Here is a 25,811-nt window from a genome sequence, read left to right as displayed (position 1 = left end):
GATCGGACGATCCGTGAATTACAAGCGAGGAGCCGGCCCGGTGCGCGAATCGATTCGTGATCGACGATGAACTGTTGCAGCGATGCAAGACCAGATGTTGAATCCACGGCTCAAACCTGCGTATCCCGCAGCACCAATGTTAAGAAGAGTGCGTGTCGTGCGAAGAGGTAAGGCAGCCTGACCCTAGTTCCCATTCGCGAAACTCAACTATGTTACTGCACGAGATGCTCCGCTCCACGTGCGATGCGAAACAATCACTCTCGAAAGATGGATCATCATGGCACCATCCGGAAAATCCCTGGCTGATACCGACGACAAGATCTTCGTGGGAGCCGGTGAGCAGCCGGCCTGGTTGACGCTTGCGCTCGCCAATCGCCACGGCCTGGTCACCGGCGCAACCGGCACCGGCAAGACCGTCTCGCTGCAGGTGATGGCCGAAGGTTTTGCTCGTGCAGGTGTTCCGGTCTTCGCCTCCGACATCAAGGGTGACCTTTCGGGCATCTCGCAAACCGGCGAAGCGAAGGACTTCATCATCAAGCGCGCGACCGAACTCGGGCTCACCTATCAGCCCGATCAGTTCTCGACGGTATTTTGGGATGTGTTCGGCGAGCAGGGCCATCCGGTGCGCGCCACCGTCACCGAGATGGGGCCGCTGCTGCTCGCGCGGATGCTCGACCTCAACGATGTCCAGGAGGGCGTGCTCAACGTCGCGTTCCGCGTGGCCGACGAGAACGGCCTCGCCCTGATCGACATGAAGGATCTGCGCGCGCTGCTCGATGCCATCATTCCGGAGGCCGGCAAGAAAGGCGCTGATGCCGACGCCGATCCGCTGGCGCCGATCCGGAAGGCTGCGCAATCGTTCGGCAACGTCACGCGCGCCACCGTCGGCACGATCCAGCGGCAGTTGCTCGTGCTCGAGAACCAGGGCGGCACGAAGTTCTTCGGCGAGCCGGCGCTGATGCTCACCGACTTCATGAAGACCGACCGCGACGGCCGCGGCATGATCAACATCCTCGTTGCCGACAGGCTGCTGGAGAGCCCGCGACTCTACGCGACGTTCCTGCTGTGGATGCTGTCCGAGCTGTTCGAGGAGCTGCCGGAGGTCGGCGATCTCGCCAAGCCCAAGCTGGTCTTCTTCTTCGACGAGGCGCACCTCTTGTTCAACGATGCGCCGAAGGCGCTGATGGACAAGATCGAGCAGGTGGTGCGGCTGATCCGGTCGAAGGGTGTCGGTGTCTATTTCGTCACGCAGAATCCGCTCGATGTTCCGGACCGGGTGCTCGGGCAATTGGGCAATCGCGTGCAGCACGCGCTGCGCGCCTTCACTCCGCGCGATCAGAAGGCGGTGGCCGCCGCCGCCGACACCTTCCGCCCCAATCCCAAGCTGGACACCGCCAAGGTGATCACCGAGCTCGGCAAGGGCGAGGCGCTGGTTTCGTTCCTGGAGGGCAACGGCACGCCGGCGATGGTGGAGCGCGTCCTGATCCGGCCGCCGTCGGCGCGGATCGGGTCGGTGACCCCGGAGGAGCGCAAGGCGGTCATCGCTGCGAGCCCGGTCAAGGGCAAATACGATACCGCGATCGACGCCGAGTCCGCCTATGAGCTGCTGCAGAAGCGGATCAGCGGAACCGCCGTGACGACGGAAGCCTCGTCCGGCAGCGTGCTCGGCAAGATCGGCGACATCGCCGCGACGATCTTCGGCACCAACGTCAAGCGCGGCCAGCTCTCGACGACACAGGTGATTGCGCGCAACGTCGCCCGCTCGGTCTCCGACAAGGTGGTGGGCGGGATTGCGGCCGATCTCGGCAAGCAGGTCGGCGGCTCCTTGGGCGGTTCGATCGGCCGCTCTTTGGTGCGCGGCGCGCTTGGGGGATTGCTGCGGCGATGATCCAGGCAGTGCTCTCCTTCGGCGCGATGCTCTCGCCGCGGGAGGCTGGCCCGGACCGCGCAACGGAGCTACAAGCGGGCCGATCGTCGTCAATTGCTAAAGGGGTCTCGTGGCCATGGCCAATGCGCAGCTTCAATCCGTTCTCGATCACATCGATGCTGATTTCGACAACAGCCTGGAACGGCTGTTTGCGCTGATCCGCATCAAGTCGATCTCGGCCGATCCGGCCTTCGCTGAGGATTGCAAGGCAGCGGCCGACCACCTCGCCAAGGATCTTGCGACGCTCGGCTTTGCGACCGAGGTGCGGCCGACCGCCGGTCATCCCGCCGTGGTCGGCAAGAGCAACAGCCATGGCGCCGCCAGGCCGCATGTCCTGTTCTATGGTCATTACGACGTGCAGCCGGTCGATCCGCTCGAATTGTGGCACCGGCCGCCGTTCGAGCCTGTCGTCGCCGATCACGCCGACGGCCGCAAGATCATCGTCGCGCGCGGCGCCGAGGACGACAAGGGCCAACTGATGACCTTCGTCGAGGCCTGCCGCGCCTGGAAGAAGGTGACGGGCGCGCTGCCGCTCGACGTCACCGTGGTGATCGAAGGCGAGGAGGAGGTCGGCTCGAAGAACTTCGTGCCGTTCCTCGAAGCCAACAAGGACGAGTTCAAGGCCGACTTCGCGCTGGTCTGCGACACCGGCATGTGGGACCCGAACACGCCGGCGATCACGACCTCACTGCGTGGCCTGCTCTATGAAGAGGTGAAGATCAAGGCCGCCAACCGCGACCTGCATTCGGGCGTGTTCGGCGGCGGCGCGCGCAATCCGATCCGGGTGCTGACCGAGATTCTCGGCGGCCTGTTCGACGCCGACGGCCGCATCACCATTCCCGGCTTCTATGACGGCGTGAAGGACGTTCCGCCGGAGGTTCTGGAGCAGTGGAAGAAGCTGAACCTCACTCCCGAAAGTTTCCTCAAGCCGATCGGATTGTCGATCCCCGCAGGCGAGAAGGATCGTCTGCTGATCGAGCAGATCTCGTCGCGGCCGACCTGTGACATCAACGGCATCTGGGGCGGCTATATCGGTGAGGGCTCCAAGACCGTGATCCCGTCGCTGGCCCATGCGAAGGTCTCGTTCCGGCTCGTCGAGGGCCAGGACCCGCTGAAGATCCGCAAGGCGTTTCGCGACTACGTGTCGGCGCGCATCCCCGGCGACTGCTCGGTCGAGTTCGGCGATCATTCGGCAGGTGCCGCGATCGCGCTCGACTGGACCATGAAGCCGCTGGCGGCTGCCAAGCAGGCGCTGACCGAGGAGTGGGGCAAGGAGACCATCCTGATGGGCTCGGGCGCCTCGATCCCGATCGTGACCGACTTCAAGAAGACGCTCGGTCTCGATTCACTGCTGGTCGGCTTCGGTCTCGACGACGACAACATCCATTCGCCGAATGAGAAGTACGACCTCAAGAGCTACCACAAGGGCATCCGCTCCTGGGCCCGCATCCTCGCTGCGCTCGCGGAGATGCCGCGCTAGATCCGCTGGCCTTCGCATGAGTCCGTAGCCCGGATGAGCGAAGCGACATGCGGGGGCGACGCGGCAGCGCGTGAGATCCCGGATGTCGCTTCGCTCATCCGGGCTACGACTGCGACGGCGCAGATTGTTTGCACGAGGCTGAACTCACGCTGCGCTGGCGACCGACTTCGCAGCGAGATCGCCGCCGGCGATTTTGCGCAGCGCTGCGAGGTTGGCTTCGGCCGAGGCCAATCGCCAGCAGGATTTCCCGCTCGATTTCGCTTCATACAACGCGGCGTCCGCCGCGAACAGCAGGGCTTCCGGATCAGTGCCGTGCTCGGGCGCGACGGCGATGCCGATACTGATGCCGATCTGGACATGCGCACCGCCCGGCATGACCATCGGGGCGGCCATCACCTCGATGATCCGCTCGCCGAGCGCCAGTGCGTGGTCGATCGTCGGATCGCCGGCGAGCACCACGAATTCGTCGCCGCCGATCCGGGCGATGACGTCGTCAGGAGAGGCGGTCCGCCGCAGCGTATTGGCGACGATCTTCAGCAGCTCGTCGCCTGCGGCGTGACCGAAGGTGTCGTTGACCGGCTTGAAGCCATCGAGATCGAGATACAGGACGGCGAAGCTCCGATCGCCGCCGGCCTTGTCCGTGAGCCTGCTCTGCAGCGCGTCGATCAGGCCGGCGCGGTTGGACAGGCCCGTGAGCGGATCGCGCCGCGCCCGCTCGTCGCTCTCGCGTTTGGACTGCATGACCGCCACCAGCATCTTGTTGAGCCGGAACGCCGCGCCGGTCATGGCGAGGAAGTAGACCGGCATCTGCAGATACATCGCGAACAACAGCGGCTCATGCGACGTCGCGACGCCCGGGATCACCGGGCCGATGCTGAACAGGATCATGGTGCCGACGAGGCGCGGCGCGCTGAAATTGCGAAAGCAGATGCCGCCCACCATGGCGGCCGACGAGATGCAGGTGAGTGACGCGGCGACCCAGTCGCCCGACGCCAGGCTGATGCCGACGCCGAAGCCGACGCTGGCGCTCCAGGCCACCGACAGCAGGATGTGGATGTCGGTCGGCGTCGTTAGCCGCTCGCGCGCGCGGCGGTAGGCAATGATCATCACGATCAGCCGCGACAGGCAGATTACGACTTCCATCACGAACCATGTGATGAAGAGGGCGGTCGGCGTGCGCAGCGCAAGCGCCGCGGCGACCGCCACGGTGTTGATGGCGCCGCCGGCGAAAACCGACCAGCAGCCGTACAGCTCACCCGTCAATGCGAGTCGGATATCTGATGACACCGGATATCCCGGGTCGGCCAGCCAGCGCGTCACGCGCCAGCGTGGCAAACTGAACGCCAAACCATCACCCCGCATTTCAATACCTCCGCGGGGTTGCAATAAGCGCGATGGCACTTAACAGGCGTTTAGAGAGGTATCGGCGTCTCGCTGCATGCTTGATGCACGGTAAAAATTTACTCCACGTGGTATGCGCAGCTAACAGCGAACAGAAGTTGAATTCTCAGCCCGAGGTTCTCGCGCGCGCACGTTCTTCGGTGACTGGCGCGACCTCCACCGTCGCGTTGCCGAGCGCGCGGTCGCGCTCGAACACGAGACGGACGCGCTGCCCGACCGGTGTGAGGCCGATCAGGTTGCGAACCTGCGTGGCGCTGCGCACCGGCATGTCGTTCGCTTTCACGATGATGTCGCCCTTGCGCAGTCCCGCGCGTTCGGCCGGCGAGCCCACGGTCACGTCGGCGACGCGCGCGCCCTGAATCCGGCCATCGGCCGGCGCGTCCAGGTCGAGCAGGGTCACGCCGATACGCCCGCGGTCGACGCGCCCGTTGGCGACCAGTTGCTCCATCACCCGCCGCGCCATGTTGATGGGCACGGCGAAACCGATGCCGACATTGCCGCCGCCCGGCGAGATGATCGCCGTGTTGATGCCGACCAGCTCGCCGCGCAGATTGATCAGCGCGCCGCCGGAATTTCCGGGATTGATCGCCGCGTCGGTCTGGATGAAATCCTCGTAGCCCTGCTTGCCGAGGCCGGTTCGCCCGAGCGCACTCACGAGACCCGAGGTGACAGTCTGGCCAAGGCCGAACGGGTTGCCGACGGCGATCACGAAGTCGCCGACCTCGAGCGCGTCACTGTCGCCAAGCGAGATGGTCTTGAGGTCGATGGGGTCCCTGATCTGCAGCAGCGCGATATCGGTGGCAGGATCGCGCCCGACCAGGCGGGCGGCGAATTTACGGCCGTCCTTGGTGCGGATCTGCGCTGTCGTGACGTGCTCGACGACGTGATTGGCGGTCATGACGTAGCCGCGCTGCGCATCGACGATGACGCCCGAGCCGGTGGCGCTGATCTGCTTCTCGACCTGCTTGGGGACATCGAAGAACTCGCGGAACAGCGGGTCCTGGTAGAGTGGGTTGTCCTGGCGGACCTTGCCTTCGACCGAGATGTTGACGACGGCCGGCGTCACCTCCTTCACCAGCGGCGCGAGCGTCGGCACCCGGCCGAGCTTGAGATCGGGAATTTGGGCCAGGGTGGGCCCGGTCATCAGGCAAAACAGGATGGCAGGCGCCAGGACGGCCCGAAGAGAAGGCGGAAGCTGCATCGTGATCCCCAACAAGCGCGATCAGGTTCTTTTGGCGACGACAGAGCTGGGAAAGCAGCCGGCCCGGTTCAAGAGCCGCGCTGGCAATCGTTCCCCGAGAGTGCCAAAAAATTTGTGTGACCCTCTTGAACGAAAAGTTCGGCTTTCCTAGGTCGTTGCTCGCCCGGGGGCCGGATGGACCCGAGGCTTATGACATCGCTGATCTGTAAAGGAGGATGTGCATGCATTTCCGTCCATTGCACGACCGCGTGCTCGTGCGCCGTATCGATGCCGAGGAGAAGACCAAGGGCGGCATCATCATTCCCGACAACGCCAAGGAGAAGCCGCAGGAGGGCGAGATCGTCGCCGCGGGTCCAGGTGCGCGGAATGAGCAGGGGCAGCAGGTCGCCCTCGACGTCAAGCCGCGCCATCGAAGGACTTCTGATCGCACGAATCCGAGCGGACTGGTCGCAGCCCGGCCCCGGCTGCGCGAAAGAAATATCTACAAACAACTCATCGCTGCCGCGGCCGGTCGTGGATCGGCCACAACGCGCAGCTATCAATCAGGTTGACGATCGCAGTTCGTCCAGAACCGGCCACAATTGCGTTCATGAGCCGGCTGTAAACGGACCGACGGTCGACGGGAGGTGTGGTTGAGCGCTGTCGCGCCGCCCGGTCTCATCAGCAGCGCAGCGCGAGCTCGCAGGCCCGATCATGCCAGCCTGGCAATACGATCATCCGCCGCCTAACCCGACCTCCGTCATGAGCATGGGTGATCCTAGACGTTTGACGCGGTTCCTGATCGAGAGCGAGCAGCGCGTGGTGGCACACTGCCAGGCCGTGTTGTCGCGTGGCGACATCGACCAGCGCGAGCGCGACCGGCTGGTCAGCGTGCTCCGGGAGGCGACGATGCGGCTGCAACGGCTGTCCGCCGTGGCCGCCTGACGGGTGTTGCGCTGCGATAGAGGCTGCGACAAAAAATTCGATTTTTCCTCTTGAAACGGATGTCGGCTGTTCTAAGTCGTCTGCTGCCGCTTCGGCGGCGCCGGGTGCCGTAAGGGCCCGGTCGATATCTGGGCGCTGACCGGTCGTCTGATACTCAGAAGTTTCTGGGACTTTGAAGTTTGCATCGGCTCGGCGCTCCTTCGTATCCATCTTGCTCTTAGGAGGACTTGGCTATGAGGACCTACGACTTCTCTCCGCTGTGGCGTTCGACCATCGGCTTCGACCGTCTGTTCGACCTGCTCGACGAGACCCAGCGCGCGGTCGAGGACAACTATCCCCCGTACAACATCGAGCGGCTCGGCGACGACCGCTACCAGATTTCGCTGGCGCTGGCAGGCTTCGCCCCGGACGAGCTGTCCATCACCGCCGAGCACAACGTGCTCACGGTGGAAGGGCGCAAGGCCGACAAGGAGACCCGCGAATATCTCTATCAGGGCATCTCGTCGCGTCCCTTCAAGCGGCAGTTCAATCTCGCCGACTACGTGCAGGTGACGAACGCGGCGTTCGACAACGGCCTGCTGCGGATCGAGCTGGTACGCGAGATCCCCGAGGCGATGAAGCCCCGCCGCATTGCCATCGGCACGGCACCGGTCGAGCAGATCGCGCAGCAGAAGGCGGCTTGACGCCTTGTTCGAGCTGCGGCGCGGGCGGAATGTCGCCCGCGCCCTTGCATCAACTGTCTCTTGTGAAAGGAGTGGAAGAGGAGAGACGCCATGAGCGAGCACCGTTTTTCGATCACCGCCGGCAGTGCCGGATTCCATCCGGTCTCACACTACGAGTCGCCGGCAGACCTGTTGAATGACCGCAAGCTGTCACTGGCCGAGAAGCGGCTGATCCTGTCGTCCTGGGCGTCGGACATGTATGCCGTCGAGTCGCAGCCTGGCCTGCGCAAGATTCCCGGCATCTCCAGGCCGCTGCATCTGGCCGACGTGCTCGGTGCGCTGCGTCAGCTCGACCGCGAGGATCAGCCACCGCGCCCGCGCGGCGGGGCCGCCATGCGCATCGTTCCGCGCGTCGACGTCGAAGCGGATGGCTCGGCAACGGACGTTGCGTCCGGATCAGACGTCCGGATGCGGCCGGCCGCCCGCGTGCGGTTCTCCCGCGAAGCCAATGTGCGGCGCTATCGCAAGCTGTTGGCCACCCGGCTTGCCGACCATGAGCGCCGCTTTGTCGAGCGTCGGCTGGCCGAGGAGCTGCAGCAGTTGCATCCCCTGCCGGAGCGGCGCGGCTTCGCCCGCGCCGGACGCTGCTGATCCCGATCGACCGGCGCGGATGAGAACAGCCCGCGCATAACGAAAACGCCGCCCGGAATTGGGCGGCGTTTCATTCCAGACAGCGTAGAGGGTGATGTCGGAAATGTAGCACCCTCGGTCGGCGCTGTCCATGACAGCCGACGGCACCTCATTTCGGAACCGCGTGCTCCTCAATCTCACGCGTCGTCCCGTCGCCGTCATGGTAGCCCTTGCTGCCGATCACCTGCGCCAGCGGACTGGCGATGTTGCCGCCGCTTGCGATCCGGGCCAGTACGGCGCGGAAATCATGACGCGGCCGCCAGCCGAGCTCATGGCGGGCCTTGTCGTTGACATAGACGCGGTCGAGGCCCTCGAACATGGTCCAGCCGTGCCGGGCATAGATCGCGGCGTGCTCCGGGATGATGCGGCGGAGCACGTCCGGTGCGCGGCTGCGCAACTCGGCGGCATCGGCGGGCGTGAACGGCGTCGTCGCGCTGATGATGTACTCTGCAAATCCCGCGGGCATGCGCGCCAGCGCACAAAGATGCGCCTCGACCGCGTCCTCGATGTCGACCCGGCGCGCCAGGAACTCGTTCAGCTTGATATTGGCGTCAGCGCGCCGCGCACGCGTTGCCGGATCGTCGTCCTGCTCGGGGAAGAAGCGCGAGACGCGCAGGACGGTGACGGGCAGGCCGTCATTGCGCGCGAACAGCTGACAGAGGTCCTCGGCGGCGGCCTTGGTGACGCCGTAGATGTTCTTCGGCACCGGCGTGACCTGCTCGGTGATCCAGGCGGCCGGCTGCCCCGGCGGCGGCACCAGCGCGTCGCCGAAGACGCTCGTCGTGCTGGTGTAGACGAAGCCTTCGACCTTCGCAGCTGCCGCCTCTTCGAGCAGGTTCAGCGTGCCCGTGACATTGACATCGATGAAGTCCTGCCGGCTGTGGGTTGCCACATGCGGCTTGTGCAGGGTCGCGGCATGCAGCACCGCCGTCATGCCCGCCATGGCGGCGCGGACGAAGCCGCGGTCGGTGATCGAGCCCACGCGCTGCGTGAAAGCGCCGGGACGGCAATCGACGCCGAGCGCGGCGCGGCCCTGCGCCCGCAAGGTCCGCATCAGCGCTTCGCCAAGATGGCCGGAGCTGCCCGTCACCAGGATCGTCATGCGGCCCGTCCTGCGACCGTCAGGCCCGGTCGTCAGGTCCGGTAGCCGGGGTTGACCCGGTCGAGCTTGCGCAGCAGTGGCGGCCAGACCAGCTGAGTGGAGCGCAGCTCGACGCGATCCTCATTGTCGAACAGCTTCGCGTTCTTGTCGATGACCTCGTCGCGCACCGGATAGGCCGAGGGTCCCAGCGTGCGCGTGCGCACCTGGATCGAGCAGGCGCGCTCCAGGTGATACATCCGCTCGAAGGCGGAGGCCACCGAGCGACCGACCGTCAGCGTGCCGTGATTGCGCAGCAGCATGTGGTTCCTGGTGCCGAGGTCGCGCTGCAGCCGCGGCCGCTCGTCATGGTCCAGCGCCACGCCCTCGTAGTCGTGGTAGGCGAGGTCGTGGGTGACGTATTGCGCGATCTGGTTCAGCGGCAGCAGGCCGTCGGCGCAGCTCGACACCGCGACGCCGTCCAGCGTGTGCAGATGGATGACGCAGCCGGCATCCTCGCGCACCTCGTGGATCGCGGAATGGATGGTGAAGCCGGCGGGATTGATGCTGTACTCGCTCTCGGACAGCTGGTTGCCGTAGAGGTCGACCTTGATCAGGCTGGAGGCGGTGATCTCCTCGAACAGCAGGCCGTAGGGGTTGATCAGGAAGTGATGCTCGGGGCCGGGCACGCGGGCCGAGATGTGAGTGTCCACCAGGTCGTCCCAGCCGAACAGCGCCACCAGGCGGTAGGCGGCGGCGAGATTGACCCGCTGCGACCATTCGGCCTCGGTCATGTTCGACGGCACTTCCTTGAGGCGCGCTTCGGCTGGCGACATGGCATTCTCCGATTTCCAGGTTGACCGGAGCCTAGGCGGCACGCCGCCGTGCGGCAAGGCGCAGGGCAGGGCAGCAGTCATGTCGTTTGGCTGAGGAGGCCGCTCAGGGCGCCGGGATCGACAGCAGGCTGGAAATGCTGCGGCCGCGGATGTCGTAGACCCGGGCGAACACGACGTCGTCGCGCTTGATCTCGACCATGACGGGGGCAGTCAGTCCCTTGCAGTAGAACTCGCCGAGCGTCATGGCGAAGTCGGCCGCATGGCTGTCCCAGCCGATGGTGAAATCGGGGCCGAGCGCGACCTGGGCGGGACGCTGCGGGCCGCACACCGCGACCTTCCATTTGTGCCCGATCGGCGGCACCTCCTGGCGCTCGTCGAGCTGCTCCTTCAGCCCGTCGGAGGCCTGCTTCAACGCCAGCCCCCAATAGTCGAGCATGAAGCGGGTGTCGGCCTCGCGCACGGTGCCGGCGATGAAGTTGAAGTGGGTGTACTGATAGGGATGCAGCCGGATCATCTCGGCCAGCGGCAGCAGCAGGCCGAAGCAGAAGGCGGCGATCGCCACCGGCTGCCAGCTGCGGCGCTCGTCGGCGTTGAGCCACGACAGCAACCACGAGAAGGCGATGCCGCCGAGCAGCGCCATCGGCGGGATCACGAACACGAAGTGGCGGATGCCGTTGTAGAGCGCCGGGCGTTTGACGATCGCGATCAGGATCGGCAGCGTCGCCGCCAGCGTCAGCATCAACAGGATGCTCTTCTGGCGTGCCGGCACGTCGGGCCGCGACAGCGACATGATGGAGGCCACGACGCCGGCGACGAACAGCGCAATCATCAATTCAGGCAGCTGCAGCGCGAACAGCGTCGGCAGGTACGACCAAGGCATGTCCGGCACTGAGACCAGCGCACCGTCGAACATCTCCTTCCACGGCTTCTCGAAGAAGTGTGAGAAGTAGGTCAGGGCCCGGAACGGGTTGGCCGGCTCGATGATCGACCAGGGCCAGATCAGTCCCATGATCAGGTAGCCCAGGATCAGGCCGGGGATCAGCACATAGAGCACGTGGGCGAAGCGGCGGATCGCCTCGCGCGGCCCTTGCGTGCGGTATTCCTCCATGAACAGCGGCAGGAAGCCGACCATCGCATAGACGACAGCCATGCCGCCCAGGATGCGCGAGCCGATCGCAAAGCCGGCCCCCAGGCCCAGGATCAGGATGGTGCGCGGCGAGGGGTAGGGATACTCATCGGCGAGGCGGACCAGGCCCATCAGCAGCACCACCATCGCCACCGCGAAGGGCGCATCCTTCGGGTTCATGAACATGTGGCCGTAGAAGATCGGGCAGAGCGCCAGCAGCAGCAGGGCGGCAAGGCCGGCCACCGGGCCGCCGATGCGGCGCGCCAGGCGCCAGGTCACGGCAAGGCCGATCAGCCCGACGATGGCGCCGACCAGCCGGCGGGTCTCGAACAGCTCCAGCGGCAGGATCTTGTGCAGCAGGGCTGCAACCATGTCGAAGCCGCCGCCGTACATATAAAGGTTGGCGAACGACAGCGCCGCCTGATCCCTGAAACCGGAACCGTACATGCGCAGCAACAGATCGGCATATTCGGCATGGGTGTAATCATCCCAGCCGAGGCCGTAATCCCGGAATGTGAGCCCGGCCACCACCGCGACCGCGGCAAGCGCGAACATGGCAAGATCGTCATACGTCCGCTCAAGGGACCGCCGCGTCGGCGTCTCGAGGACCGAAGTGGTTATCGTTGTCATGGCTGAGTGTAACCCGGCGTCCCCTGGCGACCCCGCTTCCGCGTTTCAGGCCTGTGTTCCCCGCCTCCGTATAGCGCGTCCCGGCTTCCGAGGTGTCGGAATTATGGGAAGGCATGCTTCTCGCAGCGCAGCGGGGACCCGAATTTCGGCTGCTGAGCGCCATATTGGCACAGTCAAATGAACGCCCGCTGAACCACGGGGGCCGGAAGAACCCGGGAGGAACCTCAATGAATGCCGAGGGTTGGCCGATGTATATTGTGGCGGCATCATGACGATGGCTGCACGGCGGACGAGAACTTCAGCAGGATTGGCCGAACTTCCGCTGCAAATTGTCGCGGATTTGGACTAGAAACCGGATTCAAGGACGCGGGCAACCGCAACTATCTAATGTGATTTCGGTCGGGACACCGTCCGGAACCGGCGCATTAGGGGATGAGTTCGATGATGAGTGCAATGTTGGCCGCCGGGGCCCTCGCCGTGTTGGCCGGGCTCGGGGCGATCGCCTGGGGAATTCCAGTCAAGGAGTTCAGCGTCGGTAACACGCTGATCCTGTCGGGGACCCTTGGCGTCTGCAGTGGGCTGATCCTGTTCGGACTGTCGGCCGTCCTGAGCGAGCTGAAGATGATCTCGAGTCGGCTGCGGTCGCGTCCGGGCGCTGAGGCTGAGTCCGAACCCAGGCCTCTTCAGCTCCCGCTCGCCGCCGGCAAGACCGACTTCGAGACCGCCCCGGTGCCGCCGACGGAGGACGTCTGGCGCGAGGGCGGCTCGCCACGTCCGCGTCCCCGCATGCCGGACCTGTCGTCTCCCTTGTCCTCGGGGGTGTCGTCGTCGCCACTGTCCTCGTCTCCCTTGTCGGCCTCGCTGCGCGAGTCGAAGCCGGCCTCGGATGAGCCGCCGGCCGAACCCGCCGAGCGGCCCAAGCGCAACCTGCTGTTTGCGTCTTCGTCGCGCCGCGAGCGGGAGCGCGCCGAGAAGCGCGGCGCCGAGCCGCCGCCGACGGATTTCCGGTCTCCGCCCCTCAGCGACCCGCCGCCCGTGCCGCTGGACGGGCCCGCCGCAACCGAATCGGATTCGTCGTTCGACAATGGCTGGTCGCGACCGGAGCGGACGCGGACGCCGGAACCTCTGCGCCCGCCCTTCCCGCGACGCTTGGCGCGGGCCGCACCGGCCTTCGTCGAGCCCGAGCCAACCCCGCCGCCGCCCGAGCCGAAGGACCTGGACGCGCCGGCCGTCAGCATCGTCAAGTCGGGCGTGGTGGATGGGATGGCCTATTCGCTCTATTCCGACGGGTCGATCGAGGCGCAGATGCCCGAAGGGATGATGCGCTTCGCGTCGATCGACGAGCTGCGCACCCATCTCGAAGGCCGCTCCTGACGGGCCAGACCACACGGTCAGGTTGAGCGCGTCTGGAATTTGGTACGCAGTACTTGGCAGGTGACAGACTTCTCAAGAAGAAGTCCTCACTATCTTGTCATTTTGCCAGTTAATTGCCCATATTGCTTGTAGAATCGCGAGACAACGCTGTCACTCGGCGCGAGTGATACTTGCGATCGAGGAATACTTTGCGATCGACGGTCACAGGGCGGAGCGGGATGAGGGTTCGATGACCGAAGCGGCCGGCAAGAGCTTTATCGATCTGACGGCCGACATCGTGTCGGCCTATCTCAGCAACAACCCGACCCCGGCGGCGGAGATTCCCTCGCTGATCAGCCAGGTGCATGCCGCGTTGACACGGGTCGCGGCGGGACGAAGCGAGCCCGCGCCCGAGCCGGCGCGGCCGGCGGTGCCGGTCAAGAAATCGATCCACCCGGACTATCTGGTCTGTCTCGAGGACGGCAAGCGCTTCAAGTCCCTGCGGCGGCATCTGCGCACGCAGTACAACATGACGCCGGAACAATACCGCGACAAATGGAACCTGCCGCCGGACTACCCGATGGTGGCGCCGAACTATGCGGTCACCCGGTCGCAGCTCGCCAAGAAGATGGGCCTGGGCCAGCAGCGGCCCGAGCGGGAGAAGTAGCCGAACCGATCAGGACGCCGTGGCGAGCGCTTCGCGGGCGTCGGCACGGATGCGCTCGACCATCGAGCGCAGGCCGTTGGAGCGCTGTGGCGTCAGGTGCTCGCGGAACCCGAGCTCGTCGAACACGGCGGGCGCATCGATGGTCATGATCTCCTGCGGCGTCCGCCCAGAATACAGCGTGAGCAGAATTGCGATCAGACCGCGAACGATATGGGCGTCGCTGTCGCCGAGATAGTTCAGCACCGGCACGGCGCTGCTGCGATCGACGTGCTTCGACAGCCAGACCTGGCTGGCGCAGCCCTGCACCTTGTTCGCGGCGGAGTGCTCGTCCTCCGGCATCGGCGCCAAGGTGCGGCCGAGCTCGATCACGTAGCGGTAGCGGTCGTCCCAGTCGTCGAGCAGGGCGAAATTGTCGCGGATGTCGTCGATCGTCATGATGTTCTTCGGTCCCGATATCGGCCTTCATATAGGCGTTCGGGACGGCGAAAGCGACAGTCGGTTCCGCCGGTTCAGGGCGTCGGCGGCAGTTGCCATTCGGCGGCGAGATCGTCGGCCGAGAGCGTGTCGGCCGGCGCGTCGCCCGGCGGAACCTCCTCGACCACGGGGGCGTCGATCGAGCCGGTGTGATCGTTGCCGCGCTTGTCGAGACTGGCCGGTTTCACCGGGCCGATGAACTTGTCGGCGCCGGCCGGCTTCTCCGCGGCATCGGCCTTGTCGGTGATGATCTGGTAGATCTTGCGCGCGCCTTCCTGGGCGCGGTGGCCGATTACGGTCGCAGCCTGGCCGCCGACCTCGCAGGCCTGCGGCTGCCGCTTGCAGAACTGGCTCATGTCGGAGACGGCGGCGGTCGCAGCCTGCACGGCTTCGTGCGCATTGATCTGCGGCAACTTGTCGGCGTCTTGGCTCTTCTCGCGCGGCAGCAGCACCAGCACGAGCCCGAGCCAGAATGCCATCCGAAGCAGAAAGAACATCACGCAACCCCGACCGTGCTGCTGATCTCGCGTGCTCAAATCGCGCAACCGGGATCGCAGCTGATTGTTCTATGTCGCGACTGCTTGCATTGGGCTTAATTGGTTGAGATTTCGCGAAGCCGGAGGCCGGATTTTCTTCGGAGTAAATTTTTCATTGGCGCGGGCCGCATGCGCCGCGCAACCGGCTGTAGATCGCACAGCTTTCGCAACCGCAGGCCCGGCCGGAAACGATGCATTCACCATCCCGGCCGAATGGCGGGCTTACCGCAGTCTGGCCCTTAGCGTTCGCTTAATGCGAGTCTGACACGGTGACTTCCGACGACAGGGGGCGTCCCGGCGCGTTCTCTTTGTGAGAACGACCGACAGGCCGAGGCGCGAGAGCCGTGAGTGTGTTGAGTATCATCCGCGATTGTCTCGATGCGTTATTGCATCCATCGGCTCGAACTGATGCGATGACGCGCGCGCGTCACCGCGCCTTCATCGCGCCGCGCCTGCTGGGCAGCCTCGCCGTCTTCGCCGTGTTTCCTGCCTATCTCGCGATGCGCGGCGCGCCGAGCGCGCTCGAGGTCGGCGCGCTGTCGTGGCTGATCGCGCCCATCCTGCTGTCCTGGTATCTGTCGCGCACCGGCCGCTACGAGAGCGCCTGCGCGCTGTCGTCGCTGGCGTTGTCGGCGTTGATCATGGCGGTCTCGATCGAGACCGGCGGCATCGAATCCTTTGCTGCGGTGTGGCTGATCGTCGTTCCCCTGGAAGCCTCGTTCTCCGCCTCGCGCCGCGTCGTCGTGTTCTCCGCGGGGCTCGCGCTGTGCTGCGCGCTGCTGCTCATCCTCATCGGTCATTTCGGCTGGCTGCCGAAGCCCGAGACCACCCCCGCCTTGCGCACCGTGCTGCTCGCCTTCGGCGTCGCCTCCGCGACGCTCTATGCGGCCGTGCTCGCCTTTGCCGCCGACACGCTCGCGCGCACCAGCGTGACGCTGCTGTCGATGGAGGAGGAGCGCTATCGCCTGCTCGCGCGCAACATGAGCGACGTGATCTCCCGTCATCGCCGCAACGGCGCTGTCATGTTCATCTCGCCCGCGGTCGAGACGCTGCTCGGCGCGCCGGTCGCGCAGTTGCACGGCCATGGCCTGTTCGAACGCGTCCATGTTGTCGACCGGCCGGCCTATCTCACGGCGCTGTCGGAGGCGGCAGGCGGCAGCGAAGCCTCGAGCGTCGAGTTCCGCCTGCGCCGCGATGCGCCGGGCGAGGGGCGCGGCTTTCAGCATCCGGTCGATTTCATCTGGGTCGAAATGCGTTGCCGCCCGCTCGACCGCATCGGCGTGGCGCCGGGCGGATCGGAGCAGGAGGTGGTCGCGGTCATGCGCGACGTCACCGACCGCAAGCTGCAGGAGCAGGCGCTCGAATTGGCGCGCAGCGCCGCGGAGCGCGCCGACGCCGCGAAGACGCGATTCCTCGCCACCATGAGCCACGAGCTGCGCACGCCCTTGAATGCCATCATTGGCTTCTCCGAGATGCTGATGCAGGAGCAGGTGCTGGTGCTGAACGCCGCGCGGCGCCGCGAATATGCGCAGCTCATCAACGATTCCGGCCAGCATCTGCTGTCGGTCGTGAACGGCATTCTCGACATGTCGAAGATGGAGTCCGGCAATTTCGAGCTTACGCCGGAGCCGTTCGCGCCGCGCGCGGCGCTGATCAATTGCTGCAACCTGCTGGCGCTGCGGGCGCGCGAGAACGGTGTCGATCTGTCGGCCGACGTGCCGCAGGACCTGCCGATGGTCACCGGTGATCCGCGCGCCTTCAAGCAGATCGTGCTCAACCTCGTCTCCAATGCCATCAAGTTCACCGAGCGCGGCGGCCGTGTCACGGTCTCTGCCGGCGTCGACGGCGCGCGCCTGCTGCTGCGAATCACCGACACCGGCGTCGGCATCGCCGCCGATGATCTCAAGCGCATCGGCGATCCGTTCTTCCAGGCCGGCAAGACCTACCAGCGCCGTCACGAGGGAACCGGCCTCGGTCTGTCGATCGTCAAGAGCCTCGTGAACTTGCACGGCGGCGAAATGTCGATAGAAAGCAAGATCGACGAGGGGACCACGGTCACGATCGCGCTGCCGATCAACTTCGTGGCCGAGGCGGCCGCGGGCGCCACCATCACGCCGCTGTCGCCCTCGCGCTCCGCCCTGCCAGGGCAGGTCATGCAGGTGAAGAAGAGTGCCTAGACGAGCTGCAGAGGATGATCCGGCGCCGCCGCGCCGTCGCAAGCGCGCTGCCGCGGCTGCGGCCGTCGTCGCGGACGAGCGCGGCTGGCTGCTGCGGGCCATGCTCTACAGCCCCAAGGATCTGTTTGCGGGCCTGCTGGCCTGCGCGGCCGGCAGCGCCATCATCGTCAATGCCGTGTTCCTGCAATCCGGACCGCATCCAGCGCCGATGTTCGGGTCCATCGTGACCATTCCGCCCAATCTGACGAGCTCCAATCCGCTGCCGCGGCCCCGGCCGATGGACATCTCGCCCTTGGATCCGAAGGTCATCGAGACGCGGCCCGCTGAAACCAGGGCTGCAGAGCAGAGGGCGGTTGAGCAGCGCGCCACCGAGGCGCGTCCGGATCAGAAATATGCCGATCCTCTGGCTGATCTCGTCCGCTCGGTCAGCGGCGGTCAGGGCAACGTGCCGCGTCCGCAGCCGACGCAGCAGGGCGGCAATGTCCGCCGTGTCGCCGCGGTCCAGCGTGCGCTGACCGAATACGGCTATGGCCAGTTGAAGCCGACGGGGATGGTCGGCTCCGACACCCAGGCCGCGATCCAGAAGTTCGAGCGCGAGCGCAAGCTGCCGGTGACGGGCCAGGTGTCGGACCGCCTGGTGCGCGAGCTTGCGATTGTCATCGGTCATCCGATCGAATAGAGCAGGGGCGGCTGCGACTTGCAGCGCGCTTGCACCTGCATCGAACCATCATGCGATTGAAGAGCAGCATCTGGGTGAGCGCCTATCTGCGGCGTTGCCAGTCGGCCGGCGCGTTCAGCGCGATCCGCCACCGTGGCGCGGAGGAAGCCGGCGCGGTGTTCGTCAAGGTCGCGCTGATGGACGGCACGGCCCAGCTCTATGTTCCCGCGCCGCAGACCGTCTATGACGACAGCCGGCCGATCGACCGCTTCTTCGTACCGATATCGCCGCAGCCGATCGAGGAAGCGCAGATCGAGGAACGCCTGGTCAAGGAGCTGCGCTTCGATCCCGACGCCTGGATCATCGAGACCGAGGACAGGCAGGGCCGTCATTTTCTCGATCTCGTGCGCGAGCGTCCCTGATCATCGCCAAGATTCGGGACAGCGATCGCGCGTCATCGCTTGAAGCCGTCGGTCCCCGTGCGCACGATCGGCCTCGTCGCGGTGCCGGCCCGCGCCGTGCTGCCACGGACGTGCTGACGTTCGTCGTCATAGAGCGCCGTGCGATGCTTGGCCCTGATCGCGGCCATCCCGGAGCCGCGCCAGGCCGCCAGCATGATCAGCGCCGCGCGCTCGCTGAGGCGCTCGTAGAAACGTGACAGCCGAAACACGGTCTGGACGGACTGGCCCATCTCCGGCTTGAGGAACAGCAGCACGCGCTCGAACACCGGCGCCGGCATGCCGAGCGCCTTTGCGGCGCAGGCCAGCGGCTCGCCGTTCGGGTCGTTGACGACCTCGTGGGTCATGCGTGAGGGCAGGATCAGGCTCTCGCCGAGCTCGATCGTGAACGTCTCGACGTCGGCGTTGAAGGCGGCCATCTCGAGCGCCTCGATCGCATGCACCGCGCGGTGCAACGGCGTCGGCGCGGCGGGTCTTAGCGGCGTGGTGGCGAGGTTCTGCAGGATGGCGATGCGTTCGTGCGAGGCGGCGCGCATGAACATCTCGCTGAGCTCGGCGGCATCCTTCGGCTGCATCGACAATCCAGACGCCGCGTCGTCGCGCGGCGGGATCGGAGACGACGCGCGAAGCGATGCGGGAATGGGGCCGGCGAGCGGCGGCGTCGGCTCGCTCTGCGCCGGGCGCAAGCCCAGCTTGTTCAAAATCTCGATCGGCGTCGCCGGATAGATCGCCAGCCGCGCTCGAACCGCCGCACGGGTCGCATCATCGACGTCGTCGACCAGACGGGAGGCCAATTCGACGAACTGCCGCTCCTCGTCGGCGGAATGCGCGCTCGCCTGGACATAGAGGTCGGTCAGGACGCGCAGCAGAGTGGGCTTGATGTCCACGCCCTCGCGGCGCGAGAGCGTGAGCAACCCGTCGAAGCCGGGGAACAGCGATGATCTTGTCATGTCGGGGTACGCAACTTCGGCAATCGTTGCGCCGATTAGAGCGGAGTTGTTTTAATGCGGCGTTAAGGAAAACAATCGGTGAAGATGGGCCGAAATGACCCGGTGAGACAAAGGCGCAACGCTGGCTTGCCTTCTCTCCCGCCGGTGCACGCGATCCGTGTCGGGCGGCCCGCGCATTAATATCCTCTTAACCACGTCCTGATCTTAATCGATCCGTTCGATGATCTCGCCTTGGCCGCGTCACGCGGCCAGCCTGATCTTCGCCGCGCCGAATGCCAAAGTGCAGCTTCATGCGCCGGCATTCGTGATCGTCAGTTCTGCGTGCCCTCTTGCCTGCGAAGTTCGGGCGACGGGGAGTTTTCAGGGGGTCAGAACTTCGGGCACGAAAGAGAGTCAACATGGCGACCATCATTGAATTCCCGGCGGGCGTTGCGCGTCGCGCGCGGCCTGCCGTGACCGGCGCGCCGCAGGAGGGCATGGGAACGATCCTGATTCTTCCCGTCGTTCGGATCGAGCGCGAGACCCCGACCGACGACCGCGGGCCCCGCGAGGGCACAGCGCCAAGCCGCCGCCGCCGTCGCCGCTGACAAGGTCGGGGGAAACGGGAATGCCGGCCATCGTGAATCCGGCCCGGCGCGCGGTGCCGGTCCTCGCACTCGTTCTCGTCGGCGGACTGCTCGGCGCCTGCAGCGGCGGCGATTTCGGCCGCACCCGCGCCGACATGCGCAATGACGACATGCACAAATGGATCGGGGCGGAAGCCACCGCCAGCGTCGGCGTCAACCCATCGCAATTCCAACTGACCGACAACGAGCGCCAACTGCGCGATCTCGCTTATCCGCTGATCGAGCCGCCGCATTCGCGCCCTGCCTGGAAGAGCGTGTTCGGCGACTATCAGCCGTCGGCCTCGCCCTGGCGCCAGAAGGTCGTGTTCGACCGCACCGCCTATGGCCGCGCCCTGATCGACGAGCCGCACCGCTCGCACGCCTCGCGCTACGCCCAGTTGATCGACGACGTGCGTGACGACATCACCCGCTTCGAGCCGTTCTTCGCATCGGCCATCCGCGTCATCGATCTCGACCGCAAGCGCGATGCCAGCATGAGATACATGACCGAGCTCTCGCCGCGCGAGAAGGCCGATGCGGTCGCGCGCATGCAGGAGAACTCGCTGATCGTGCAATGGGTGCAGATCAGCCTGGAGCAGCGCGTCTCGTCCTACCGCTGGGCCTTGGAGCGCCTGGTGCTCCAGGCTCCCGACGGATTGGCCGCCGACGCCGATCGCCTGATCCATGAACTGGCGGCTCAGACCGCCAATCCGCCGGTCGCGGCGCGGCCCCTGATCGAACGGCCGCTGACGACGCGGGGCTAGCCCGGCACGACCTTGCTCCGGCGCCGGCCTCGCTTGGCCGGTGCTCCCTTTTGCCGCCCTGCTGTCGCACGGAGCTTCTGCGGCGCTGCCGCGCGCAGCGTTGCGATCAGGATCTTCAGCGCCTCGGATGGGGCGCGCGAGGCGGAGTAGGCGAGGCCGACCTGGCGCTTCAACGTCATCTCGATCTCGCGGACCGCAACGTCGCTTCGGCCGTGCACGACGCCTTCGGGAACGATCGCGACGCCGACGCCGGCGGCGACCAGCGCCAGGGCCCAATCCTCGGTTTCAGCAATGGCGGCGATCTCGCGCGGTCCGCCGCTGCGTCGCGCCAGCGCGCTGTGCTCGCAATGGCAGCGGTCGATCATCGCCACGTCGGCGAGGTCGGCCGCGCGCAAGCGCGGCTTCAGCGTGAGCGGATGCGCGAGCGGGAGCGCCGCGACATAGCGCTCGCTCCACAGCGGCAGGAAATACTCGCCGTCGCCGACCAGGCTTTTTGAGACGATGCGTCCGTCGGCCCGCTCGGTCGGACCGACGATGTGAAGCCTGAGATCCTCGCGCGCCGTGAGCGGCTTGAGCAGCGCGGTCACGCGGCGTCCGTCAAGGGTGCGCATGAGCCCGAGCTTGAGCGCCTGCTTCGGCGCGCCGTGCCGGAACAGGTTGCGGGCGGCATCGGCCTCGCCGACGATCCGGCGGGCGATCGGCTGCAGGCGTTCGGCCGCCTCCAGCGGCACGACACCCTTGCGGTGGCGGAGGAACAGCTCGGTGCCGAGCTCGGCCTCGAGATTGGCGATCGCCAGCGAAATCGATGGCTGCGAGACGAAGCAGCGCGCCGCGGCTCTGGTCAGGCTGCGTTCCTCGAACACGGCGGAGAAATAACGGAGCTCGCGGATATCCATAGGAGCTGCCTATGATGCGTATCACTGATCAATATTTTACTTATCTCAGGCCGGCACGCAAGGATGCGCCCGATATCGGCAATGAAGGAGGAGATCGATGCGCGTCCACCACCTCAACACCGGCACGATGTGTCCACGCGGCGGTCGGCTGGTGAGCGGCAGCGGCGGCCTGTTCGCGCGCGCCCGCCTCGTCTGCCACTGCCTGCTGATCGAAAGCGATGACGGCCTGGTCCTCGTCGACACCGGCATCGGCACCGGCGACATCGCCGCGCCCGCACGATTGGGGGCACGCTGGGTGAGGCAGGCCGCGCCGCTTCTCGATGCGTCGGAGACGGCGCTGCAACAGGTGAGGGCATTGGGCTTCTCGCCCGGTGACGTCAGGCACATCCTGCTCACTCATCTCGACCGTGACCACGCCGGTGGCATCGGCGATTTCCCGAAGGCCAAGGTGCACGTTCATCGCGCGGAGCATGCGATGGCTGTCGAGGGATCCCCGGCGCCGCCGCGCGGCCGCTACGTCGCCGGCCAATGGCGGCATCGTCCCGACTGGCAGTTCTACGGCGCTGACGGCGAGGACTGGTTCGGCTTTCGCGGTGTCCGCGCTGCCGTTGATCGCAGCGGCGACATCCTGATCATTCCTCTGCCGGGCCATACGCGCGGACATTGCGGCGTCGCCGTGCGTCGCGGCGACAAATGGCTGCTGCACGCCGGCGATGCCTATTTCTTCCACGGCCAGCTCGGTCCGCGGCCACGCATGCCGCTGCTGCTCGGGCTATTCCAGCGCAAGGGCGATCAGGATCGCACGATGCGGATCGCCAACCAGGAGCGGCTGCGGCGCCTGAAATGCGACCATGGCGACCGGGTCACGATCGTGAACAGCCACGATCCCGTTGCCTACGAGACGTGCCGCTGCGGTGATCGGGCCGCAGCGCTCATTCCGGCCTGAGCAGGCGGAACGCCTCCTCGAGCAGATGCGGCGTGTGCTTGCCGGTCGAATCACGGCAGGCGCGTTCGAAATAGTCCGCTAGCGCCGGCCGGAATTTGGGATGCGCCGCCTGGTCGATGATGGCGCGGGCCCGCTGTTTCGGCGACAGGCCGCGCAGATCGGCGAGGCCGCGCTCGGTCACGAGAACCTGTACGTCGTGCTCGGTGTGGTCGACATGGGTGACCATCGGCACGATGCAGGAGATCGTCCCATTCTTTGCCGTCGAGGGCGTCATGAAGATCGATAGATAGGCGTTGCGGGCGAAGTCCCCGGAGCCGCCGATGCCGTTCATGATGCTGCTGCCGCGGACATGGGTCGAATTGACGTTGCCGTAGATGTCGGCCTCGATCATGCCGTTCATGGCGATGACGCCGAGCCGGCGGATCACCTCGGGATGGTTGGAGATCTCCTGCGGCCGCAGCACGATGCGGTCGCGCAGGAACTCGATCTCGCGATTGAATTCGATCGCAGCTTCCGAGCTCAGCGACAATGCGGTCGCGGAAGCGAGATCCATCCGGCCCGAGCGGATCAAATTCAGCATGCCGTCCTGCAGCACCTCGGTGTAGGCGGTGAGATGCGGGAACGGCCCGTCGTCGAGCCCGGCCATGACGGCGTTCGCGACATTGCCGACGCCGGATTGCAGCGGCAGCAGATTGCGCGGGAGGCGGCCCTGCTTCACCTCGTGTGCGAAGAACTCCAGGATGTGCCCGGCGATCGCGCCGGAGACATCGTCGGGCGCGGCAAAGCTCGTGTTGCGGTCCGGCGCGTGGGTCTCGACGACCGCGATGACCTTGTCCGGATTGCAGCGATAGGTGGTCTCGCCGATGCGGTCGCCGGGCGCCACGATCGGGATCGGCTTGCGATGTGGCGGCAGGCGCGTGCCGTAATAGATGTCATGCATGCCGAGCAGCGCCGGGTTCATCCACGAATTGACTTCGATGATGACGCGGTCCGCCAGATCGAGCCAGGTCTTGTTGTTGCCGATCGAGGTCGATGGGATCAGCCGCCCGTCTGGCAGGATGCCGGCGCATTCGATCACGGCGACGTCGAGATGGCCGAGAAAACCAAACCACACGAACTGTGCAACATGGCTGAGATGCAGATCGATATAGTCGATGCTGCCGGCGTTGATGCGCTGTCGTGTCGCCGGATCGGACTGATAGGGCAGGCGCAGGTCGATGCCATCAGCCCGGGCGAGCGCGCCGTCGAGCTCGGGCGCGGTGCTTGCCCCGGTCCACACGCCGATGCGGAACGGTTCGCCGCGCGCATGTGCGGCTTCGATCCGGCGCGCCAGCGCGAGCGGCACCGCTTTCGGGTAGCCCGACCCGGTGAAGCCGCTCATGCCGACATGGTTGCCGGGCTCGACCAGCGCGGCAGCCTCGTCCGCCGACATGATCTTGGCGCGCAGCGCCTGTGACATCACCTGCGATGAACTCATCGTGCAAACTCCATGCGCGATCGTCCAGACCGCCAAGTCCGCGCTGTTTAAGGTGGGCCCTCGACGGGTGATTTGACAGGGGTCAAGCCGCAACGGCCCGTGCGTGCATCACAGCCCTGCAAGGCGCGCGCGTCGCAGCTCCCGGACCTTCGCGGCGCGCGAGCGCTCCGTCAGCATGTTGGCCTTGCTGTAGCGCGGGTCGCCGGTGACCTCGTCGCCGACCCAGTCGGGAAGGGTCACGACGGTCGTTTCGGTCGGCAGCTCGATCTCGGCGATGACGACGCCCTCGAGCGCGTCGTGGTAGACGTCGACCTCCCAGACGCCGCTTTCCGCGGGCACGTAGTGACGCGTCTTTTCGAGGATGCGCCCATTGCAATGCGCGAACAGCACCGCGGCGTGGTCCGCTGGAATATCGTACTCGAATTCATCTCGGGTCAGGCCGCGGCGGCCGCTCTTCACGCACAGCGTCGTCCGGTTGCCATAGCAGCGAACGCGGACCTTGAGGCCGTCCTGACGTGCGACGAGCCCGTCGCGCAGGCGTTCACTGTGCGTCGCCTGATCCCGCCAAGCGTCGGACTTGACGAGAAACTTCCGTTCGATTTCGAGAGGCATGACCTGATGTTGAGCGAAGCGCCGCCGTCCTGATACGTCATAGCAGCGGCGCGCGACAACGACTATGCCACCAAGGGTGAAGAGAGTGTTGTCGAATTCATCCAGGACGTCGTATTGACTTATCGTTTGCCGCGCGGCTTCTCGGCCTTGGCCGGTGCCTCGGTCTGTACGCCGCAGCTTGCCGCTGCAAGGGATGCCTGCGCCTGCGGCATGAGACCCGGCTCGGCGGCAAGGGCCTTCAGCACGATCAACCCGGTCGTCGTCGGCGAATCGATGATCAGCCGGTCGGCGGCCGTGATCTCCTCGTCCTCGGGCAGGTCTTCATGCTGCGCCTCGGTCATCAGGTTGAGCTCGATCACGCGCTTGCCGGCGGAGCGATCGTTGATGGCGTAGTAGGCGATCTCGTTGCGCGTATAGAACGACACCGACGTATAGGCCTGGCTCACCGGAACCGTGAGCTTCAGTGGTCCGTCGGACAGATCGTAGCGGCAGATCGCCATGGCGAAAGCCGGGTCCATGAACGGCATCGGCGAATTGCCGGGATCGGCGAGCGGCAAGGGCGTCACGGCGTTCAGCTTGGTCATCGGCGTCAGCCGGGAATAGGCGTCCTGGGTCGAGATCCGAGGCAACGCCAGCACGCTGACGAGATGGACCACGCCGCCGAGCAGCACGCCGACGACGACCGTGAACAGCAGCCGGATCATGATGGGCAGCCCACTGTCGTGATCGACGGCATCGGCGCGTCGCGCTGCGTGCGGGTTGCGACACCGACCGGCGTGTCGTAGAGCCGCAGCATCAGCGCGTAGCGCTCGATGCCGCCGGTCGGCAGCCAGTTGCCGGAGCGCGAGCGCGCGGCGACGCGAATCTCGAAGGAGCCATCGGCACCGCGCACCAACTCCTGGCTGGTGAAGCCGTAGCGCTGCAGCGTGTTGGCGACGAGGTGGCCCTTGCGGTCGTAGAGCGTGAGCGTCCAGAAGCGGGCGGGTGGCGTGACGCCGCTGACGAGGATGTCGCAGCGCCCGTCGAGCGGCTTCTTCTTGTCGTCTCTGGTGGCGGTGAAGGCCACGCCGTCGCCGGTGCCGATCGGCAGCTCGCCGTTGCGGGTGATGGTCGCGCGGGCATAGGGGTCGACGTCGGCCGTGCCCGTCTTCGGACGCGCCGTCCACGCGCCGATCGTCAAGGTGCCGAATTCGGTGCCGCGGGTCGTCGTCATCCAGGTCGCGCCGATGCCGACGCCGGTGGCGATCAGGAGCGTAAGCAGGGTGATGATGAGCAGCCGCACG

Annotated in this window: 27 protein-coding genes; 14 read left to right on the top strand and 13 right to left on the bottom strand. The window is 66.0% G+C overall.

Annotation, left to right across the window (positions count from 1 at the left end):
* The first annotated feature begins 277 nt into the window (after positions 1-277).
* Positions 278-1,888 carry a helicase HerA-like domain-containing protein gene (locus QX132_RS20740; protein WP_315798358.1) on the top strand — a complete coding sequence of 537 codons (1,611 nt, stop codon included), beginning with the start codon at positions 278-280 and terminating at the stop codon, positions 1,886-1,888.
* A 115-nt stretch (positions 1,889-2,003) separates the two neighbouring features.
* Entirely contained in the window at positions 2,004-3,407 is a 1,404-nt protein-coding gene (locus QX132_RS20735) for a M20/M25/M40 family metallo-hydrolase (RefSeq protein WP_315777546.1), read from the top strand.
* Between the two features lie 144 nt (positions 3,408-3,551).
* Here QX132_RS20735 and QX132_RS20730 read toward each other — a convergent pair whose 3' ends face one another.
* Entirely contained in the window at positions 3,552-4,769 is a 1,218-nt protein-coding gene (locus tag QX132_RS20730; RefSeq protein WP_315812622.1) for a GGDEF domain-containing protein, read from the bottom strand.
* 145 nt (positions 4,770-4,914) lie between these two features.
* Entirely contained in the window at positions 4,915-6,009 is a 1,095-nt protein-coding gene (locus QX132_RS20725; protein ID WP_315798361.1) for a trypsin-like peptidase domain-containing protein, read from the bottom strand.
* Positions 6,010-6,230: 221 nt separating this feature from the next.
* Here QX132_RS20725 and QX132_RS20720 point away from each other — a divergent pair, with 221 nt between their 5' ends.
* The 4 genes from QX132_RS20720 to QX132_RS20705 all read left to right on the top strand — a co-directional run bounded on the left by QX132_RS20720 (position 6,231) and on the right by QX132_RS20705 (position 8,246).
* Positions 6,231-6,560: a co-chaperone GroES gene (locus tag QX132_RS20720; RefSeq protein WP_315798362.1), complete on the top strand. Its 330-nt coding sequence runs from the start codon at positions 6,231-6,233 to the stop codon at positions 6,558-6,560.
* Positions 6,561-6,702: 142 nt separating this feature from the next.
* Positions 6,703-6,933, top strand: coding sequence for a hypothetical protein (locus tag QX132_RS20715; protein WP_315716108.1), 231 nt, complete (start codon positions 6,703-6,705; stop codon positions 6,931-6,933).
* A 233-nt stretch (positions 6,934-7,166) separates the two neighbouring features.
* Entirely contained in the window at positions 7,167-7,616 is a 450-nt protein-coding gene (locus tag QX132_RS20710; RefSeq protein WP_315739871.1) for an Hsp20 family protein, read from the top strand.
* A 90-nt stretch (positions 7,617-7,706) separates the two neighbouring features.
* On the top strand, positions 7,707-8,246 hold the full coding sequence (locus tag QX132_RS20705; protein WP_315739870.1) for a hypothetical protein: 540 nt from the start codon (positions 7,707-7,709) through the stop codon (positions 8,244-8,246).
* A gap of 148 nt (positions 8,247-8,394) precedes the next feature.
* On the opposite strand, the gene QX132_RS20700 is transcribed toward QX132_RS20705, so the two are convergent.
* The 3 genes from QX132_RS20700 to QX132_RS20690 all read right to left on the bottom strand — a co-directional run bounded on the left by QX132_RS20700 (position 8,395) and on the right by QX132_RS20690 (position 11,955).
* On the bottom strand, positions 8,395-9,387 hold the full coding sequence (locus tag QX132_RS20700; RefSeq protein WP_316162710.1) for an NAD(P)-dependent oxidoreductase: 993 nt from the start codon (positions 9,385-9,387) through the stop codon (positions 8,395-8,397).
* 32 nt (positions 9,388-9,419) lie between these two features.
* Positions 9,420-10,199 carry a class II aldolase/adducin family protein gene (locus tag QX132_RS20695; RefSeq protein ID WP_315739868.1) on the bottom strand — a complete coding sequence of 260 codons (780 nt, stop codon included), beginning with the start codon at positions 10,197-10,199 and terminating at the stop codon, positions 9,420-9,422.
* A gap of 103 nt (positions 10,200-10,302) precedes the next feature.
* Entirely contained in the window at positions 10,303-11,955 is a 1,653-nt protein-coding gene (locus QX132_RS20690) for a glycosyltransferase family 39 protein (RefSeq protein ID WP_315785123.1), read from the bottom strand.
* Positions 11,956-12,396: 441 nt separating this feature from the next.
* Here QX132_RS20690 and QX132_RS20685 point away from each other — a divergent pair, with 441 nt between their 5' ends.
* Together QX132_RS20685 and QX132_RS20680 are read left to right on the top strand one after the other, a co-directional pair.
* Positions 12,397-13,329 carry a hypothetical protein gene (locus QX132_RS20685; protein WP_316162707.1) on the top strand — a complete coding sequence of 311 codons (933 nt, stop codon included), beginning with the start codon at positions 12,397-12,399 and terminating at the stop codon, positions 13,327-13,329.
* Between the two features lie 229 nt (positions 13,330-13,558).
* The gene (locus QX132_RS20680; protein ID WP_172112134.1) at positions 13,559-13,975 is read left to right on the top strand and encodes a MucR family transcriptional regulator; all 417 of its coding nucleotides are present in this window, start codon (positions 13,559-13,561) and stop codon (positions 13,973-13,975) included.
* 9 nt (positions 13,976-13,984) lie between these two features.
* Here the strand turns inward: QX132_RS20680 and QX132_RS20675 are convergent, their stop codons facing one another.
* Both QX132_RS20675 and QX132_RS20670 read right to left on the bottom strand, forming a co-directional pair.
* Complete coding sequence (locus QX132_RS20675) at positions 13,985-14,410, bottom strand: SufE family protein (RefSeq protein WP_315739864.1); 426 nt, start codon at positions 14,408-14,410, stop codon at positions 13,985-13,987.
* A gap of 74 nt (positions 14,411-14,484) precedes the next feature.
* On the bottom strand, positions 14,485-14,946 hold the full coding sequence (locus QX132_RS20670) for a DUF5330 domain-containing protein (protein WP_315785132.1): 462 nt from the start codon (positions 14,944-14,946) through the stop codon (positions 14,485-14,487).
* 452 nt (positions 14,947-15,398) lie between these two features.
* Here QX132_RS20670 and QX132_RS20665 point away from each other — a divergent pair, with 452 nt between their 5' ends.
* From QX132_RS20665 to QX132_RS20655, 3 genes are read left to right on the top strand one after another with little or no spacing between them, the layout of a single operon-like run.
* On the top strand, positions 15,399-17,162 hold the full coding sequence (locus QX132_RS20665; RefSeq protein ID WP_316162704.1) for a PAS domain-containing sensor histidine kinase: 1,764 nt from the start codon (positions 15,399-15,401) through the stop codon (positions 17,160-17,162).
* Positions 17,155-17,841: a peptidoglycan-binding domain-containing protein gene (locus QX132_RS20660; RefSeq protein WP_315739861.1), complete on the top strand. Its 687-nt coding sequence runs from the start codon at positions 17,155-17,157 to the stop codon at positions 17,839-17,841. Before QX132_RS20665 ends, QX132_RS20660 begins: the two co-directional genes overlap by 8 nt.
* 50 nt (positions 17,842-17,891) lie before the next feature.
* Complete coding sequence (locus tag QX132_RS20655; RefSeq protein WP_315739860.1) at positions 17,892-18,242, top strand: DUF1491 family protein; 351 nt, start codon at positions 17,892-17,894, stop codon at positions 18,240-18,242.
* A gap of 32 nt (positions 18,243-18,274) precedes the next feature.
* Here QX132_RS20655 and QX132_RS20650 read toward each other — a convergent pair whose 3' ends face one another.
* A complete protein-coding gene (locus QX132_RS20650) occupies positions 18,275-19,228 on the bottom strand; it encodes a DUF2336 domain-containing protein (protein WP_315777553.1) in 954 nt (317 codons plus the stop codon).
* Positions 19,229-19,626: 398 nt separating this feature from the next.
* On the opposite strand from QX132_RS20650, the gene QX132_RS20645 reads away from it, so the two are divergent.
* Together QX132_RS20645 and QX132_RS20640 are read left to right on the top strand one after the other, a co-directional pair.
* Positions 19,627-19,815 (top strand): hypothetical protein, encoded by a 189-nt coding sequence (locus QX132_RS20645; protein WP_315777554.1) that lies wholly within the window; start codon positions 19,627-19,629, stop codon positions 19,813-19,815.
* 20 nt (positions 19,816-19,835) lie between these two features.
* Positions 19,836-20,597: a hypothetical protein gene (locus QX132_RS20640; RefSeq protein WP_315785140.1), complete on the top strand. Its 762-nt coding sequence runs from the start codon at positions 19,836-19,838 to the stop codon at positions 20,595-20,597.
* On the opposite strand, the gene QX132_RS20635 is transcribed toward QX132_RS20640, so the two are convergent.
* Positions 20,594-21,493 carry a LysR family transcriptional regulator gene (locus QX132_RS20635; protein WP_316162702.1) on the bottom strand — a complete coding sequence of 300 codons (900 nt, stop codon included), beginning with the start codon at positions 21,491-21,493 and terminating at the stop codon, positions 20,594-20,596. The genes QX132_RS20640 and QX132_RS20635 overlap by 4 nt on opposite strands.
* 97 nt (positions 21,494-21,590) lie before the next feature.
* On the opposite strand from QX132_RS20635, the gene QX132_RS20630 reads away from it, so the two are divergent.
* The gene (locus QX132_RS20630) at positions 21,591-22,439 is read left to right on the top strand and encodes an MBL fold metallo-hydrolase (RefSeq protein WP_316162700.1); all 849 of its coding nucleotides are present in this window, start codon (positions 21,591-21,593) and stop codon (positions 22,437-22,439) included.
* Here the strand turns inward: QX132_RS20630 and QX132_RS20625 are convergent.
* The 4 genes from QX132_RS20625 to QX132_RS20610 all read right to left on the bottom strand — a co-directional run bounded on the left by QX132_RS20625 (position 22,426) and on the right by QX132_RS20610 (position 25,810).
* The gene (locus tag QX132_RS20625; RefSeq protein WP_315739854.1) at positions 22,426-23,916 is read right to left on the bottom strand and encodes an acetyl-CoA hydrolase/transferase family protein; all 1,491 of its coding nucleotides are present in this window, start codon (positions 23,914-23,916) and stop codon (positions 22,426-22,428) included. The two genes, QX132_RS20630 and QX132_RS20625, sit on opposite strands and share 14 nt — an antisense overlap.
* Positions 23,917-24,024: 108 nt before the next feature.
* Positions 24,025-24,528, bottom strand: coding sequence for a CYTH domain-containing protein (locus QX132_RS20620; protein ID WP_316162698.1), 504 nt, complete (start codon positions 24,526-24,528; stop codon positions 24,025-24,027).
* Between the two features lie 119 nt (positions 24,529-24,647).
* Entirely contained in the window at positions 24,648-25,232 is a 585-nt protein-coding gene (locus tag QX132_RS20615) for a DUF1254 domain-containing protein (RefSeq protein WP_315739852.1), read from the bottom strand.
* Positions 25,229-25,810, bottom strand: a complete 582-nt coding sequence (locus QX132_RS20610; RefSeq protein ID WP_316162696.1) for a DUF1214 domain-containing protein — start codon at positions 25,808-25,810, stop codon at positions 25,229-25,231. Before QX132_RS20610 ends, QX132_RS20615 begins: the two co-directional genes overlap by 4 nt.
* Between the last annotated feature and the right edge of the window lies 1 nt (position 25,811).

The sequence above is a fragment of the Bradyrhizobium sp. SZCCHNRI20481 genome, from assembly GCF_032485055.1.
In the GTDB taxonomy this organism is placed as follows: Bacteria; Pseudomonadota; Alphaproteobacteria; order Rhizobiales; family Xanthobacteraceae; genus Bradyrhizobium.
This window is presented reverse-complemented; position numbering and strand designations above follow the sequence as displayed.